Origin of the sequence: Streptomyces sp. NBC_01352 (genome assembly GCF_036237295.1) — a bacterium.
Taxonomy (GTDB): Bacteria; Actinomycetota; Actinomycetes; order Streptomycetales; family Streptomycetaceae; genus Streptomyces; species Streptomyces plumbiresistens.
On record NZ_CP108354.1, the window covers coordinates 5133779 to 5148217 of the forward strand.

13 protein-coding genes and 1 tRNA gene are annotated in these 14439 nt (G+C 68.6%); 6 read left to right on the top strand and 8 right to left on the bottom strand.

The genetic code is table 11. From position 1 onward, the window contains the following. Positions 1–104 precede the first annotated feature (104 nt). The gene (locus tag OG252_RS23770; RefSeq protein ID WP_266436019.1) at positions 105–1082 is read left to right on the top strand and encodes an ArsA family ATPase; all 978 of its coding nucleotides are present in this window, start codon (positions 105–107) and stop codon (positions 1080–1082) included. Positions 1083–1095: 13 nt separating this feature from the next. Further along, entirely contained in the window at positions 1096–2517 is a 1422-nt protein-coding gene (locus tag OG252_RS23775; protein WP_329338500.1) for an ArsA family ATPase, read from the top strand. Between the two features lie 135 nt (positions 2518–2652). Here the strand turns inward: OG252_RS23775 and wblA are convergent, their stop codons facing one another. After that, positions 2653–2991, bottom strand: a complete 339-nt coding sequence (gene wblA / locus OG252_RS23780) for a transcriptional regulator WblA (RefSeq protein WP_037735517.1) — start codon at positions 2989–2991, stop codon at positions 2653–2655. Positions 2992–3399: 408 nt separating this feature from the next. On the opposite strand from wblA, the gene OG252_RS23785 reads away from it, so the two are divergent. Beyond that, positions 3400–5667: a transglycosylase domain-containing protein gene (locus OG252_RS23785; protein ID WP_329338502.1), complete on the top strand. Its 2268-nt coding sequence runs from the start codon at positions 3400–3402 to the stop codon at positions 5665–5667. Between the two features lie 148 nt (positions 5668–5815). Here the strand turns inward: OG252_RS23785 and OG252_RS23790 are convergent, their stop codons facing one another. Beyond that, positions 5816–6280 (bottom strand): GatB/YqeY domain-containing protein, encoded by a 465-nt coding sequence (locus tag OG252_RS23790; protein ID WP_329338504.1) that lies wholly within the window; start codon positions 6278–6280, stop codon positions 5816–5818. 94 nt (positions 6281–6374) lie between these two features. Here OG252_RS23790 and OG252_RS23795 point away from each other — a divergent pair, with 94 nt between their 5' ends. The 3 genes from OG252_RS23795 to OG252_RS23805 all read left to right on the top strand — a co-directional run bounded on the left by OG252_RS23795 (position 6375) and on the right by OG252_RS23805 (position 8413). Beyond that, complete coding sequence (locus tag OG252_RS23795) at positions 6375–7301, top strand: metallophosphoesterase (protein WP_329338506.1); 927 nt, start codon at positions 6375–6377, stop codon at positions 7299–7301. Between the two features lie 218 nt (positions 7302–7519). Then, complete coding sequence (locus OG252_RS23800; RefSeq protein WP_329338508.1) at positions 7520–8305, top strand: Pr6Pr family membrane protein; 786 nt, start codon at positions 7520–7522, stop codon at positions 8303–8305. 34 nt (positions 8306–8339) lie between these two features. Further along, positions 8340–8413: transfer RNA gene (locus OG252_RS23805), tRNA-Pro, on the top strand. Between the two features lie 118 nt (positions 8414–8531). Here OG252_RS23805 and OG252_RS23810 read toward each other — a convergent pair. From OG252_RS23810 to OG252_RS23835, 6 genes are all read right to left on the bottom strand, one after another. Next, positions 8532–10040, bottom strand: a complete 1509-nt coding sequence (locus OG252_RS23810) for a tyrosine-type recombinase/integrase (protein WP_329338509.1) — start codon at positions 10038–10040, stop codon at positions 8532–8534. Between the two features lie 58 nt (positions 10041–10098). After that, entirely contained in the window at positions 10099–10506 is a 408-nt protein-coding gene (locus OG252_RS23815) for a helix-turn-helix domain-containing protein (RefSeq protein WP_329338511.1), read from the bottom strand. A gap of 384 nt (positions 10507–10890) precedes the next feature. Next, entirely contained in the window at positions 10891–12366 is a 1476-nt protein-coding gene (locus tag OG252_RS23820; RefSeq protein ID WP_329338513.1) for an ATP-binding protein, read from the bottom strand. A gap of 2 nt (positions 12367–12368) precedes the next feature. After that, positions 12369–13208, bottom strand: a complete 840-nt coding sequence (locus OG252_RS23825; RefSeq protein WP_329338515.1) for a bifunctional DNA primase/polymerase — start codon at positions 13206–13208, stop codon at positions 12369–12371. After that, positions 13205–13897: an SAM-dependent methyltransferase gene (locus OG252_RS23830; protein WP_329338517.1), complete on the bottom strand. Its 693-nt coding sequence runs from the start codon at positions 13895–13897 to the stop codon at positions 13205–13207. The genes OG252_RS23825 and OG252_RS23830 overlap by 4 nt, the downstream gene beginning before the upstream one ends. Positions 13898–13985: 88 nt before the next feature. Next, on the bottom strand, positions 13986–14297 hold the full coding sequence (locus OG252_RS23835; protein ID WP_329338519.1) for a hypothetical protein: 312 nt from the start codon (positions 14295–14297) through the stop codon (positions 13986–13988). Between the last annotated feature and the right edge of the window lie 142 nt (positions 14298–14439).

A 14439-nucleotide genomic window follows, 5' to 3' on the forward strand; every position in this document is an offset into this window, starting at 1 on the left:
GGCCGACTTTAGCCGCTGCGGCACACCGGCCGGACGGCCGACCTCGCCGAGGTTATCCACAGCCTCCCGCTTAGTCCGCGCACGGACTGGTTACGCTCGAATACGTGAGCAGGCTCCAGGTCGTCAGCGGCAAGGGCGGGACCGGAAAGACGACGGTCGCCGCCGCCCTCGCGCTGGCCCTCGCGACCGAGGGGAAGCGGACGCTTCTCGTCGAGGTCGAGGGCCGGCAGGGCATCGCGCAGCTCTTCGAAACGGAGACGCTGCCTTATGAGGAGCGAAAGATCGCCGTCGCTCCAGGGGGCGGGGAGGTGTACGCCCTCGCCATCGACCCCGAACTGGCCCTTCTGGACTACCTCCAGATGTTCTACAAACTGGGCAGCGCCGGCCGGGCCCTGAAAAAGCTCGGCGCGATCGACTTCGCCACCACGGTCGCGCCCGGCCTCAGGGACGTACTCCTGACCGGAAAGGCGTGCGAGGCGGTGCGGCGGAAGGACAAGAGCGGGCGGTTCGCATACGACTACGTCATCATGGACGCGCCGCCCACCGGCCGCATCACCCGCTTCCTGAACGTCAACGACGAGGTGGCGGGCCTCGCGAAGATCGGCCCGATACACAATCAGGCGCAGGCCGTGATGCGGGTGCTGAAGTCTCCTGAGACGTCGGTCCACCTGGTGACGCTCCTTGAGGAGATGCCCGTCCAGGAGACCGCGGACGGAATCGCCGAGCTGCGGTCGGCGCGGCTGCCGGTGGGGCGGATCATCGTCAACATGGTGCGGCCCGAGGTGTTGGACGCGGCCGAGCTGGAACTCGTACGAACCGTGCCGCGTACGGCCGTGGCGCAGTCGCTGTCCGCGGCAGGGCTCGGCGGGGCGCGGCGCGGCGGGCATGCCGAGCGGCTGGTGGACCCGCTGCTGGCGCAGGCCGGGGAGTACGGCGAGCGGTACGCGCTGGAGCACGAACAGCGTGCCGTCCTGGGCGAACTGGGCCTGCCGCTGCACGAACTGCCGCTGCTCGCCGAGGGAATGGACCTTGCGGGCCTGTACGAACTCGCCGCAGAGCTGCGGGAACAGGGGATGTCATGAGTTGGGGGATGTCATGAGCAAGGATCCGGCCCTCGCCAAGGAGGGCACCCGTCACGGCCTGTCCCCCGCGCGCGTACTCGACCTCGACCCCCTGCTCGACGATCGGAAGACCCGCATCGTCGTGTGCTGCGGCTCGGGCGGCGTCGGCAAGACGACCACCGCGGCGGCCCTCGGTCTGCGTGCCGCCGAGCGCGGCCGGAAGGTCGTGGTGCTCACCATCGACCCGGCGCGCCGGCTCGCCCAGTCGATGGGCATCGACTCGCTCGACAACACCCCGCGCCGGGTGAAGGGCGTCGAGGGTGACGGCGAACTGCACGCGATGATGCTGGACATGAAGCGGACGTTCGACGAGATCGTCGAGGCGCACGCGGACGAGGACCGGGCGTCGGCGATCCTGAACAACCCCTTCTACCAGTCGCTTTCGGCAGGCTTCGCGGGCACGCAGGAGTACATGGCGATGGAGAAGCTGGGGCAGCTCCGCGCCAGGGACGAGTGGGACCTGATCGTCGTCGACACACCGCCGTCCCGCTCCGCGCTCGACTTCCTGGACGCGCCGAAGCGGCTCGGGTCGTTCCTCGACGGCAAGCTCATCCGGGTCCTGCTGGCGCCGGCGAAGGTCGGCGGCCGCGCGGGGATGAAGTTCCTGAACGTCGGTATGTCGATGATGACCGGCGCGCTGGGCAAGCTGCTCGGCGGCCAGCTCCTGAAGGACGTACAGACGTTCGTGGCGGCGATGGACTCGATGTTCGGCGGGTTCCGCACGCGCGCCGACGCGACGTACAAGCTGCTCCAGGCGCCCGGGACGGCGTTCCTGGTGGTCGCGGCCCCGGAGCGGGACGCGCTGCGGGAGGCCGCGTACTTCGTGGAGCGGCTGGCGGCCGAGGACATGCCGCTCGCCGGTCTGGTGCTCAACCGGGTCCACGGCAGCGGCGCCGACCGGCTGTCGGCCGAGCGGGCGCTCGCCGCCGCGGAAAATCTTGAAGAGCCCCGCATTGTGGATCAGGGGGACGGGAAAGCTGGTCTTCGTAACTCTCCCGACATGTACGGCAGTTCAGAGTCTCCCGCCGCGGACTCTCCGGCTTCCGAACCTCCCGCCTCCGCACCACCGGCTCCTGACGAAGGCTCCCCCGCCGCCACACAGGACACGGAACGCAGGCAGGACCCCCGGCAGGTCAGTGAGCAGCAGGTCAGTGAGCAGGAGATGTCCGTAGAACAACTCACCGCAGGCCTGCTGAGGCTGCACGCCGAGCGCATGCGGCTGCTCTCCCGCGAGCAGCGCACGCGTGACCGTTTCACCGCGCTCCACCCCGAGGTGGCCGTGGCCGAAGTGGCCGCGCTGCCCGGTGATGTGCACGACCTCGCGGGGCTGCGGGACATCGGAAACCGGCTCGCGGCGGCTCACCCGGAGCTGCCGGAGCCCGATGCCGGCGTCTGAGACACCACAGCCCAAGACACCACAGCCCAAGACACGACAGTCCACGACACCTACAGTCCACGAAACGACTGTGAGAGACACCACTGTCCGGGACACCACTGTCCGAGACGCCGGTGTCCGCTGAGGGGCGGGCCCTCAGCTCACCGCCGCGTAGTTCTCGTACACCTCGTCGTCGTCGAGGGGCAGGATGCCGACCCCCCGCTCGTATTCCGTACGCGCGGTCTCAAGGAGCCGGCGCCATGAAGTGACAGTCGGCCGCCTGCGCAGCAGTGCGCGGCGCTCCCGCTCCGTCATCCCTCCCCACACGCCGAACTCGACGCGGTTGTCGAGCGCGTCGGCGAGGCACTCCGTGCGCACCGGACATCCGGTGCACACCGCCTTGGCCCTGTTCTGCGCTGCTCCTTGAACGAACAGTTCATCTGGATCGGTAGTGCGGCAGGCCGCCTGCGCACTCCAGTCGGTTACCCAGCCCATACCGGCGCCGTCCTCTCCCGAATCGAGGCTCCCCCACGGCGGCAGCGGCATATTCACCGCCGCCAGTTGAGGACGTTACGGAAGGTGGGCACAGCGCAACACCCCCTTCGGGCCCAATCTTGAATGGCCCGAACGGACTATGGGTAAGCGGCAGATCACCCGGGGGAGTGAGCCCGCGACATACGTGACTGTTCCGGCAAACCGGGACGGTTGCATTGCGTCACAACGGGCATCAGATGACACACGAGGCGGATTCGGGCACGTCCCCTTCAAAAAAATCGGGGAACTTCCGGAACGATTCGGGGTCGCCGGACGTATTGATACGTAGCCCTACAGCTGTGACAGTTGAGAGCAGCTTAGGCCAAGGCCTGTACGCGTGTCCGGCGAATGAGAACGTAGGCTGCTCCCATGCCAAAAAAGCGCTCGGGCGGTGGTCTGACCTCCACACAGCAGGCCGCCAAGTTCCTCGGTGTCAGTGTGCTCGCGGGAGCCGTGATGGCCGGCATCGCGCTGCCCGCGGCCGGTGCGCTGGGTCTCGCGGCCAAGGGGTCGGTGGAGAGCTTCGACGAGCTCCCGGCCAATCTGAAGACGCCGCCGCTGAGCCAGCGCACCACCATCCTCGACGCGGACGGCGGCCAGCTCGCCACCGTGTACTCGCGTGACCGCACGGTGGTCGGCCTCAAGGACATCTCGTCGTACATGCAGAAGGCGATCGTCGCTATCGAGGACTCGCGCTTCTACCAGCACGGCGCGATCGACCTGAAGGGCGTCCTGCGCGCCCTCAACAAGAACGCGCAGAGCGGTGAGGTCTCGGAGGGCGCGTCCACGCTCACCCAGCAGTACGTGAAGAACGTCTTCGTGGAGGAGGCAGGCGACGACCCGACGAAGGTCGCGCAGGCCACCCAGCAGACCCTCGGCCGCAAGATCAACGAGTTGAAGCACGCGATCCAGGTCGAAGAGGAACTCGGCAAGAAGAAGATCCTCGAGAACTACCTGAACATCACGTTCTTCGGCCAGCAGGCCTACGGCGTCGAGGCCGCGGCCCAGCGGTACTTCTCGAAGTCCGCCAAGAACCTCAACCTCCAGGAGTCGGCCCTCCTCGCCGGCATCGTCCAGTCGCCCAGCCGGTACGACCCGGTCAACGACGAGACGGAGGCCACCAAGCGCCGCAACACCGTGCTGCAGCGCATGGCCGAGGTCGGCGACATCTCCCAGGCGGAGGCCGCCAAGGCGATGAAGCAGCCGCTGGGCCTGAAGGTCAGCAAGCCCAACAACGGCTGCATCACCGCCGTGCAGGGCGCCAGCTTCTTCTGCAAGTACGTGGAGCGGGTCTTCCTCAGCGACCCGGTCTTCGGCAAGTCCCGCGAGGAGCGGGCGAAGACCTGGAACCAGGGCGGCCTGACGATCCGTACGACCCTCGACCCGCAGGCGCAGAACTCGGTCGAGGAGTCGCTCAAGGACCACGTCAACAAGAGCGACAAGGTCGCCGCGGCGACCACCCTGGTCGAGCCCGGCACCGGCAAGATCGTCGGGATGGGCCAGTCGAAGCCGTACGGCTACGGCAAGAACGAGACCGAGTACAACTACTCGGTCGACGCGGCCTACGGCGGCTCCAACTTCGGCTTCCCGACCGGTTCGACGTTCAAGCCGTTCGTGGCGGCGGCCGCCCTGGAGGAGGGCCGCCCGGCGACGCAGGACTACTCGTCGCCGTACGAGATGGAGTACCCGAGCCCGGTCCAGACGTGCGACAGCAGTCCGTGGACCAACAGGCGCGGCGAGAAGCTGGAGAACGAGACCGAGTCGGAGGTCGGCCCGTACCGGCTGAAGGAGGCCATGGCGAAGTCGGTCAACACCTACTTCGTGCAGATGATCTCCGACATCGGCCTGTGCCCGGTGGTCAACGTGACCGACAAGCTGCACGTCCGGCAGGGCAACGGCGACAAGATCCCCGAGACGCCCGCGATCGCCCTCGGCTCGATCGGCCTCTCCCCGCTGACGATGGCGAGCGCGTACGCCGCCTTCGCCTCCCGCGGCATGTACTGCACCCCGGTCGCCATCGAGTCGATCACGCAGAAGGTCGGCGACAAGCGGAAGTCGCTGGAGGTCCCGAAGTCCACGTGCTCGCGGGCGATGAGCGAGAAGACCGCGGACACGGTCAACACGCTCCTGCGCGGCGTGGTCGACTCCGGTACGGGCCAGCAGGCCGGCCTCACGGACCGCGAGAGCGCCGGTAAGACGGGTACGACGGACGAGCGGAAGAACGCCTGGTTCGTCGGCTACACGCCGAACATGTCGGGCGCCGTCTGGGTCGGCAGCGCCACCCAGAAGGTCGAGATGAAGAACATCACGATCGGCGGCGTCTACCACCCGCTCGTCTACGGCGGCCAGGTCCCGGGCCCGATCTGGAAGGACGCCATGGCCGGCGCCCTCGAGGGCAAGTCCACGGAGTCCTTCAACCTCGTCAACATCCCGAACCCCGACGAAGACCGTGACGACGGCGACGGAAACGGGAATGGCAACGGGAACGGGAACGGCAACGGCAACAACGACGGGGACAACGGCGACGAAGGAGCCACCGACGGTGGCACGGGCGGCGACACCTTCCCGTCGCCCACCTTCTCCATCCCGGAGGGTTTCTTCCAGGGCAACGGAAACGGGAACGGCGGCCGCGACTGACGCGGTGAGCTGAGATGGGCGCGGCCCCTTCCTCCCGTACGGATTCATCTCGTACGGGAGGAAGGGGCCGTTCTTGCTCGTGATGCCGGTGACGCCGGTGACGCCGATGCTGGTGAAGCTGGTGATATGGCCCGGAGTCGGTCAGCCTTCAGCCTGCCAGGAGCTTCTTGACCGCGGCGGCGACGCGGCCGCCCTCGGCCTGACCGGCCACCTTCGGGTTGACGATCTTCATGACGGCGCCCATGGCCCGCGGCCCCTCGGCGCCGGCCGCCTTCGCCTCCTGGACGGCCTGCGCGACGATGTCGTTCAGCTCCTCGTCACCGAGCTGCTGGGGCAGGTACGCGGCGAGCACCTCGCCCTCCGCCTTCTCCCGCTCGGCCGACTCGGCACGACCACCCTGCGCGAAGGCCTCCGCGGCCTCCCGGCGCTTCTTCGCCTCGCGGGTGATCACCTTCTGTACTTCGTCGTCGGAGAGCTCGCGCTTGGTCTTGCCCGCGACCTCCTCCTTGGTGATCGCGGTGAGCGTCAGCCGGAGCGTCGAGGAGCGGAGCTCGTCGCGCCCCTTGATCGCGGCGTTGAGGTCTTCCTGCAGCTTCGACTTGAGCGTGGTCATGCGTTTGATTGTCGCAGGTACCGCGCCCCCGCTGCCCGTTCATTTAAGGGGCAGTGGGGCACGGAGCACCAGCGAGGTCTGACACGATGGGCGTATGCGCTCGCGATACGGAGTACCCCTGGGAATCATGGCGGCCGGCACCGCCGGTCTGGTGTACGCGGCGGGCTTCGAGGCCCGCTCCTTCCGCCTGCGACGGGTGACCGTCCCCGTCCTCCCCGCCGGGATGCGCCCGCTGCGCGTGCTCCAGGTCTCCGACATCCACATGGTCGGCGGCCAGCGCAAGAAGCAGCGCTGGCTGCGCTCGCTGGCCGGGCTGCGCCCCGACTTCGTGATCAACACCGGCGACAACCTCTCCGACCCGGAGGGCGTGCCCGAGGTGCTGGACGCGCTCGGCCCGCTGATGGAGTTCCCGGGCGCGTACGTCTTCGGCTCCAACGACTACTACGGCCCCGCACTCCGCAACCCCGCCCGGTACCTGTTCGAGAAGGCCCAGGGCCGCCACGGCCTGAACGGCAACGCGCCCGCCGTCAACGTGGTCCACAACCCGTGGGAGGACCTGCGGGACGGCTTCGACGGCGCGGGCTGGCTGAACCTCACCAACACCAGGGGCACGCTGAAGATCGAGGGCGTGTCGGTGGAGCTGACGGGCCTGGACGACCCGCACATCAAGCGGGACCGCTACGCGCAGGTGGCCGGCGGCCCGTCGGGCGGCGCCGACTTCTCGATGGGCGTGGTGCACGCGCCGTACCTCCGCGTACTGGACTCCTTCACGGCCGACGGCTACCCCCTGGTCCTGGCCGGCCACACCCACGGGGGCCAGCTCTGCCTCCCCTTCTACGGCGCCTTCGTCACCAACTGCGACCTGGACACGGACCGCGTGAAGGGCCTGTCCACGCACACGGCGGAGACTCGTACGGCGTACCTCCACGTCTCGGCGGGCTGCGGCACGAACCGCTACACGCCGGTACGGTTCGCGTGCCCGCCGGAGGTTACGTTGCTGACGCTGGTGGGGCGGGAGTAGTTCCGCCGGGGGTGGGGCGAGGTCGGTGGGCCGGAGGTGACCAGGGTCCGTGGGCCGGGGTTGCCAGGGTGTCGGTGAGCCGGGGTTGCCAGGGTCGCTGAGCCGGGGTTGACGATGTCGGCGGGTCGGGGTCAATGGCTTCGAGTTCGGGCTGCCGGAGTTAACCCACCCGGCCCGCCCGCATCGCCCCTTTTGTCACCCCTGCTTAGCGTGAGGGCATGACCGCCCCGATACCCAGGGACATGCCGGACCTGCCCGCCATCCCGGGCATGCCCGCGCTGCTGCCCTCCCCCGTCCCCGCCACGGCGGTGGTGGCCCCCGTACGCCGCCCCCTGACCGCCGCCTACCGGCTGCTGGTCGCCCTGGCGGCGACCGCGGCCGTGACGATCGACCTGCTCCTCGGCAGCCCGGTCCGGATCCTGAGCTACTTCTCGATCCAGAGCACCATCCTGCTGGCGCCGGTCATGGTGTTCTCGGCCCGCCGGGCGTGGGCGGCCCGCCGCCCCCTTCCGTCCGCCCTGACGGGCGCGGTCCTGCTCTACGTCACGATCACGGGCCTGGTGTACCACCTGCTGCTGGCCAACGAGTCGAGCCCGTTCTCCATGACGGCCGAGGCAGCCACCCCCACGGGCTGGCACGCGATCACCAACCAGGTCCTGCACACGGTGATCCCCGCCGCGGCCCTCCTGGACTGGCTGTTCCTGACACCCCGCGGCCGCCTCCACCTGCGCCAGGCCGCCCCCTGGCTCCTCTACCCCCTGGCCTACCTGACCTTCTCGCTGACCCGCGGCGAACTGCTCCCGTCGGGCACCCCGGACCGCTACCTCTACCCGTTCCTGGACGTCGGCCTCCACGGCTACAAGAGCATCCTGGCCAACGCCCTCCTCCTCGGCCTCTCCTTCTACGCCCTCGCCGTCCTCCTCATCGCCCTCGACCACGCCCGCCCGAACCCCGTCCGCCACCGCACGAAAACCGGATTTCGTCTCCAGCCACCGGTGGGCTAAAGTAAACGACGTCGCCGCCACTAGCAGCGACGATCGGGGTGTAGCGCAGCTTGGCAGCGCGCTTCGTTCGGGACGAAGAGGTCGTGGGTTCAAATCCCGCCACCCCGACAGTAAAACGCCAGGTCAGGCCCGGTGCTGAGAAATCAGCACCGGGCCTGCCTCGTTCTCCAGGGGCTCTCTGGAGAAATCCTGGAGAAAATCTTGGAATCGTCTCCAGGCCGACGCCCTACCGACGAGCCTTCAACAACGCGTCCAGAGCAGCCACGGGCGAGCCGGGACTCATCTCCCGACGCGCGTCCAACGCTTCCTCCCACATACCGGTGAGCGCGTTCATCAGCCTCTGCCGCATGCCAGCGGTGATGTGGTCATAGCGCGACTGAACGGAACCGTCCTCGTGGCCCAAGCGTTCGTCCATGAGCTTCGGCGGGGTCCCCACTTCCCTCATCAGAGTCTTGTGGGTGTGGCGCAACCCGTGTGGGGTCAGTCCGGGAGCGATCGGCACCCAGCACGCCTCAGCCCGCTTGGAGGCGCCTCGTCCGCGCGCAGGGATGCCAGGCCACGGCTCGGCGACTACGGGCACCGGGTGCTCTTCCTGAGTGCCGCGCCCCGGGTACCGCCCTGTGACGGCCGGTTGAAAGAGCCACGTGGCGAAGCCAGAGCGTCGCCAGTGGGCGGCCAACTCCCCCGTTCCCGCGTTGCGGACGTACCCGAGATCGGTGATGGCCTCCAGCACCTTCATCCGAGTCGGCTCCGCCACAGCGTCCGGACGGTTGAGGACGTTGGAAACGGTGCCGGTCGAGACGCCAGCGCGGCGAGCCACGTCGGCTAGCTTCGCCCCCGGGCGACTCGCAGACCCGTTGGCCGTTCCGTGGCCTCGGAAGACGTAGGTCAGTCCGTGGCACTCGCAAGGCTTCGGTTTCGTCCGGGCGATGTGGCCGGCAATCAACGAGGCGAGGAAGTCCGGAGCGTCGACGTCACGGTAGGAGTCGTCCTTGGGCGGGCAACGGTGCAGTTCGCCAGTGTCCAGTTCGTAGAGCTGCCACTCAACCCGAATGCTCTTCGGCCGGACGAACTCCGTCTCAAGGCCAACGACTTCGCCCCAGCGCATGCCGGTGTAGCCCATGATGATGCCGCCAACGAACTCGTCGTCGCGGCCGGACAACAGCGCCATCCGTTCGGAGAGCAGCAGAATGCCGAGGGCCGTCGTGACCGCCTTCTCCGGGCCTCGGTTGCGTGAGCGACCAGCGCGCTTGCCTCGTCCACGGCGCCTGGTTGCCGGGTTGGAGTCGCGCAGCCCCTCGTCAACGGCGTCGGCGAGGATCAGATGCAGTGTCGCCCGCCATGTTTTGACGCTGGTTGCCGCGTAAGGCACGGCGCGTTCGTGCTTCTCCCAAGCGGCGATGTCGGTGCTCAAGATGTCTGCGACGGCGAAATCCTCGAACGCGGGGAGCAAGTGTTCTTCGATGTGCCGCCGGTAGTTCTGCATGGTGGATGCCGCCAAGTCCTGCGCGGCATACCAGCGGTTCGCGTAGGCGCCGAAAGTGATCCGCTCAGGAGGCGCCTTCTTCGTTCCGGCCAACAGCTTCGCTTCTTCAGCGTCCGCAGCCTTCTTTGCCGCCGGCTTGGTCCGGAAGCGGATGGCCTCACCATCGGCATCGCGGACAGTGGCGTACTTGCCCGGCGCGAGCTTGTACCGGCCGCGCCAGTACGTGCCGAGGTTCTCGCCGTAACCCAACTTGCTCTCCCTAAGGACGGAGGTGCCGCCCGGTCGGAGGACCGGGCGGCACATGGAATCAGGCTGCGTTCTGCGCTTGGTGCTGCTGCGCCCTACGCGGTGTCCGTGCCTTCAGAGGGGTGGCGGACACCGTTGTTATGGCCGCCACCTGCCGTCGCGGTGCTGGTGTGGCTCGGGCGGTGGCAACACGGGCTTCCGTGGGACGGCTCTCGAAGATGCGCATGATCTCTACGAAGTGCTCGACCGTGAACCGGTAGCTGCCGCCGGGCTTGGTGAAGGGAATGCGTCCCCTGCGAGCTTGTTCCTTCACCCACCACTCGGAGCAGCCGAGAGCTTGGGCAACATCCGCAGCGGAGTGGAGCTGAGGCAAGTCAGTGACCTTCTGACGCACTTTCATGTCTCCTCTGGGGTTCGCTTCGGGGGTTCCGAAGCTCGTGTCTGTCCGAGGTGCGGATTTCTGCGTCATTGCGTCATCAGCGTCATTCGGGCTTCTGACCTGGGGTTTTGTGTGACGCAGTGGTGTGGGTGTGCGTCATGGGTGCGTCATGGGCTGCGTCATCCGTGACGCGGCCCATGACGCAGATGACGCAGGATGACGCAGAGACGGCTGTCTGCGTCATGGCTTTCGTCGCAGGTCAGGTGCCGTTTTCCGGCTCGCGTGACGCAGATGACGCAGCGTCTTCCCTCTTAGGACAAAAGAAGGGGGTGTCTGTTGTGGTGCGGTGCGCCTCACAGCGTGAGGAAGGAGCCGCTGCGCGGCGCGTCCTTGGCGCGGCGTTCCGCCGAACAGCAAGAGGAGCACGCCCCGGGGCTGGTGCTCCTCTTGCTTGTCCGTGCGGTGCGGGGCGGGTCAGAACGCCGGTTTCTGCTCGTGTGGGGGCGAGGTGGCCGGGCGGGTCATTTCGAGGTAGCGGCCCTCGCTGGTGCGGCCGGTGTCGATGAGGACACCCCGGGCGGCCAGGGTGGGCTGGAGACGCTTGAGACGGTCGGAGAGGACTTTGCCCGTGGTCGGCCAGCCCTTGGGCAGGGCACGCAGTTCCTCGCCGCTGTAGAGGCGGCTGAGGCAGTGCAGCCACTCGGTGGACGTCATCCGCTGCGCGCCGCCCGGCTCGATGGTGTCGGCATGCCGCAGGACGGTCTGCGCCAACAGGTCGCCCTCGATCACGTCGTCGTTCAGATCGTCCAGGCTGGCCCGGTAGGCGGGCAGCGCCCCGAGGCCGGTTGCCGCATCAAGCTGCGCGCACAGGTGCGCGAAGTCCGCCATCCGCAAGTCCGTGGGGGTCTCCGCTTCGACCGCGCGGACCTTGACGGTGAGGTCCAGGAGCGAGCCGAGAACGACGGGCAGAACCTCGGCGTACTCCGTCCACAGTTCGGCTTCGGTGCGCCGGATGGTGGGGCGTTCCAGGCGCAGCGGCAGGAGCCGTTCGGCCAGGTCGGGCCGGATGACTCCCACGTCGATGCCGGTCAGGAGCAGGGGGCGGCGGTAGCCGACGCGGACCACGTCCCCGTCGGTGAACAGGGCCCGTTTGACGCTCTCGGCGCCGGTGACGATGCAGCACATCGCGTCGGACAGGTCCGGGGTCATGTGGGAGAGGTTGTCCAGGGCGGTGACCCATCCGGCCGCTACCGCTGCGATCAGGTTCTCCTCGTCCTTCGGGGCCCGGCGCAGGTCACCGCTCATGCCCTCGATGATCCTGACGAGCATCCGTCCGCCGGTGGACTTGCCCGCCCCCTGCGGGCCGGTGAGGAACGGCGCCGGGACGGGAACCGACGGCCCGAGACAGCCGATCAGCCAGGCAATGGCCAGGCACTCGGTCTCGGCACCTGCGAAGTTGCACAGTCGCAGCAGGAGATCGATGCCCTTGCCGTTGGTGTCCTTGGCGGGCAGGGGGAGTTCGCCGGTGAGCTGGGTGCGCCGCCAGCACACCTCGCGGGGGTCGGGGATCATGATGTCCCAGCCGGTGGGGTGGATGCGGATGGACTGCCCGTCATCACGTCCCAGGTCCAGCCACGTGGCCCCGTCGAATCCGGGGGCTACGCGGATGTGGACCGGCTGCACGTCTTCGGTCAGCGCGAGTGCTTCGATCAAGTCCAGTGCCTCCTTGAGAGCGGTCCCGTTGAACACGCCGCGCCCGTCCTTGAACAGGCCGACCATGAGTTCCTGGCGGTGGCTGCCCGTGGTGCCCTGGGAGCGGATCGGACGTGCCACGGGGTGGCCGTTCTTCTGCGCGTACACGGTCCCGTCGGCGGTGCGGAAGTACCGGAAATGCGCCTGCGCGTAGCCGGTGATGATCTCGCGGGCGGGGTTCTTCTCGTCGTCGGACATGATCACAGTCCCAACGTGGTCAGGGCGTTGGTCCACGCGTCGGTGCAGTGCCGGGGGGACTCGCCCTTGGCCTGCGCGGCGGCGAACAGCCGTGCGGTGTGGGCGTCGGTGAGGCAGCCGCACCGGCCGTGCGTGGACAGCACGGCGAGGAACGTCCGGTACACGGTGGCGTGAATTCCGGCGCGAGCTTCGGTGATGCGCTGCTCCGCCATGGCGATTCCGCGGTTCAGGTAGGCGGGCGTGCGGTGGCGGCACTCCCCGCCCCCAGTTCGCGCGGGCACGGTGAGGGACTGCGGCGCCGGCCGGACCGTGGTGGGTTCCTTCACGGCCAGCGCGCGCACAACTTCCGGCAGCGCCGTCATACGGCCGGTGCCGGGACCGAGCCAACGGGCGTAGGCCATGCTGGACTTGATGTCGACGCCAGGTCGTACTCCGTTGGCGGAGCGCATGGCGCCCTGGTAGATCCAGTGCTCGCCCCGGGTGGTGGGCACGGTCCGTGTGGCGGGCAGGGTGTCGCTGGCCCACGTGAGGGCCTGCGCGTTGTCGAGGTCGACCACAGTCACCCCGGCGCCGCCAGGGTGGTAGCCGAGCCCGGCGGCCTGCCGCCATGCGGTGGCCCACTGGGGGGAGTTGAGGACGTTCGGGTCGGTGGTGGCGGCGGCCCATGCGTGGCAGACGTCGGGGCAGGTGCAGGGGCCGGGGGTTTTCATGTTGGGCCGTCCGCCGCACGCGTTCTTCGCGCAGGTGCGGCAGTTGCCGAACGGCACCTTTCCCGCCCGCAGTGGCAGCGGCGGCACACCGGCCGCCGCCAACTCCAGCGCTGTCCGCAGGTGGACGCTCACGCGACGGCCCTCCCGTCCAGCACTGCGGCGGCGAGGTAGGCGCGGCCGATGTGCTCGCTGTAGACGGGCGGGATGCATTCGCGGATGCCTTCGCGGGTCATCCAGGGCACGTCCATGACGCGGCGGGCGAGGGGGACTCCAGAGAAGTTGCCGACGAACTGTCCGTAGTGGCCGGGCGGGACGGGGCGGCCCATCTTTGCCTGGGGGGCGGTGTGTGCGGGGTGCGGGGGCTGGCTGAGGGTGAAGCCGTTGCCGGTCTCGAAGTACCGGTGCCGGTAGGTTTCCAGCCCGAACATGGCGCCGCACAGCATCACGGGCGTACGGAGCTTGGGCAGTGCTCCCCGGACGTTCTCGATGACCCACGGGCGCCCGGTGGTTTCCAGGGCGGCACGGGTGGGGTCGATCAGGTCGGGGTGCTGGTTGCCGTGCAGCCGCTGGCAGTCGCTGTCCAGCTGGCACGGGGGTGAGGTGTGGATGAAGTCGAAGTCGGCTCCGTGTTCGCGGATGAAGTCGACTGCGTCGCCCTGGATGAACGGGTACGGGTAGAGGGGCTGCGGGTCGATGTCGATCCCGGTCACGTCGAATCCGGCGTCGGCGTAACCCTTGCCGGCGCCGCCCTGTCGGCAGAACGCGTCCAGCAGACGCGGCCGGTAGCCGCGCACTCGCCGGATGTCAGTGGGTTGAGTCATCCTGGAGGTCTCCAGTTCCTTGATAGTGACTGGCTGGCAAGGGCGGCCCCGCTTCATTGGCGTGAGTGGGGGGCCGCCCTTGGCGTTGCTAGTGGGTCTTGGCGCGGGCGAGTTTGAGGGTGATGCCGCCGATGCCGATCGGTCCGGTGGCGCCGGCGATGATGGTGACGGCGTGGGCGGCGGCGTCGAACAGTGCGCAGAGGGCGACGACCAGGCCCCAGGTTCCGAGGGCGGCGGCGCCGGCGATGGCGAACGGGATCAGGACCCGACGCCACGGGATGCCGTTGCTGTCGGTGGTCTGGACGACGATGACGACCGGGGCGCCGGTGGCTTGTGCGCGGCGCCAGTCGTCGGCGGGGACGTGCGGGGCGATGATCCCCGGCGGGTCGCGGTGGTTCACGGGAATTCCCTTCGGTGAGCGCGGCGGGCCCGCGCCATAGGTGGCGCGGACCCGGGGGCGTGCAGGTGTCAGACGCGGGTGTCAGGGGTGTCAGCGGGTGGTGTCAGGAGTGCGTGACACCGCGTGTGCCTAGGGGTTTGGG

Coding starts and splice junctions, on each gene's coding strand:
- OG252_RS23775 (WP_329338500.1), top strand. CDS start 1,096: ATGAGCAAGGATCCGGCCCTCGCCAAGGAGGGCACCCGTCACGGCCTG.
- wblA (WP_037735517.1), bottom strand. CDS start 2,991: ATGGGCTGGGTAACCGACTGGAGTGCGCAGGCGGCCTGCCGCACTACC.
- OG252_RS23785 (WP_329338502.1), top strand. CDS start 3,400: ATGCCAAAAAAGCGCTCGGGCGGTGGTCTGACCTCCACACAGCAGGCC.
- OG252_RS23790 (WP_329338504.1), bottom strand. CDS start 6,280: ATGACCACGCTCAAGTCGAAGCTGCAGGAAGACCTCAACGCCGCGATC.
- OG252_RS23795 (WP_329338506.1), top strand. CDS start 6,375: ATGCGCTCGCGATACGGAGTACCCCTGGGAATCATGGCGGCCGGCACC.
- OG252_RS23800 (WP_329338508.1), top strand. CDS start 7,520: ATGACCGCCCCGATACCCAGGGACATGCCGGACCTGCCCGCCATCCCG.
- OG252_RS23815 (WP_329338511.1), bottom strand. CDS start 10,506: ATGACGCAGAAATCCGCACCTCGGACAGACACGAGCTTCGGAACCCCC.
- OG252_RS23820 (WP_329338513.1), bottom strand. CDS start 12,366: ATGTCCGACGACGAGAAGAACCCCGCCCGCGAGATCATCACCGGCTAC.
- OG252_RS23830 (WP_329338517.1), bottom strand. CDS start 13,897: ATGACTCAACCCACTGACATCCGGCGAGTGCGCGGCTACCGGCCGCGT.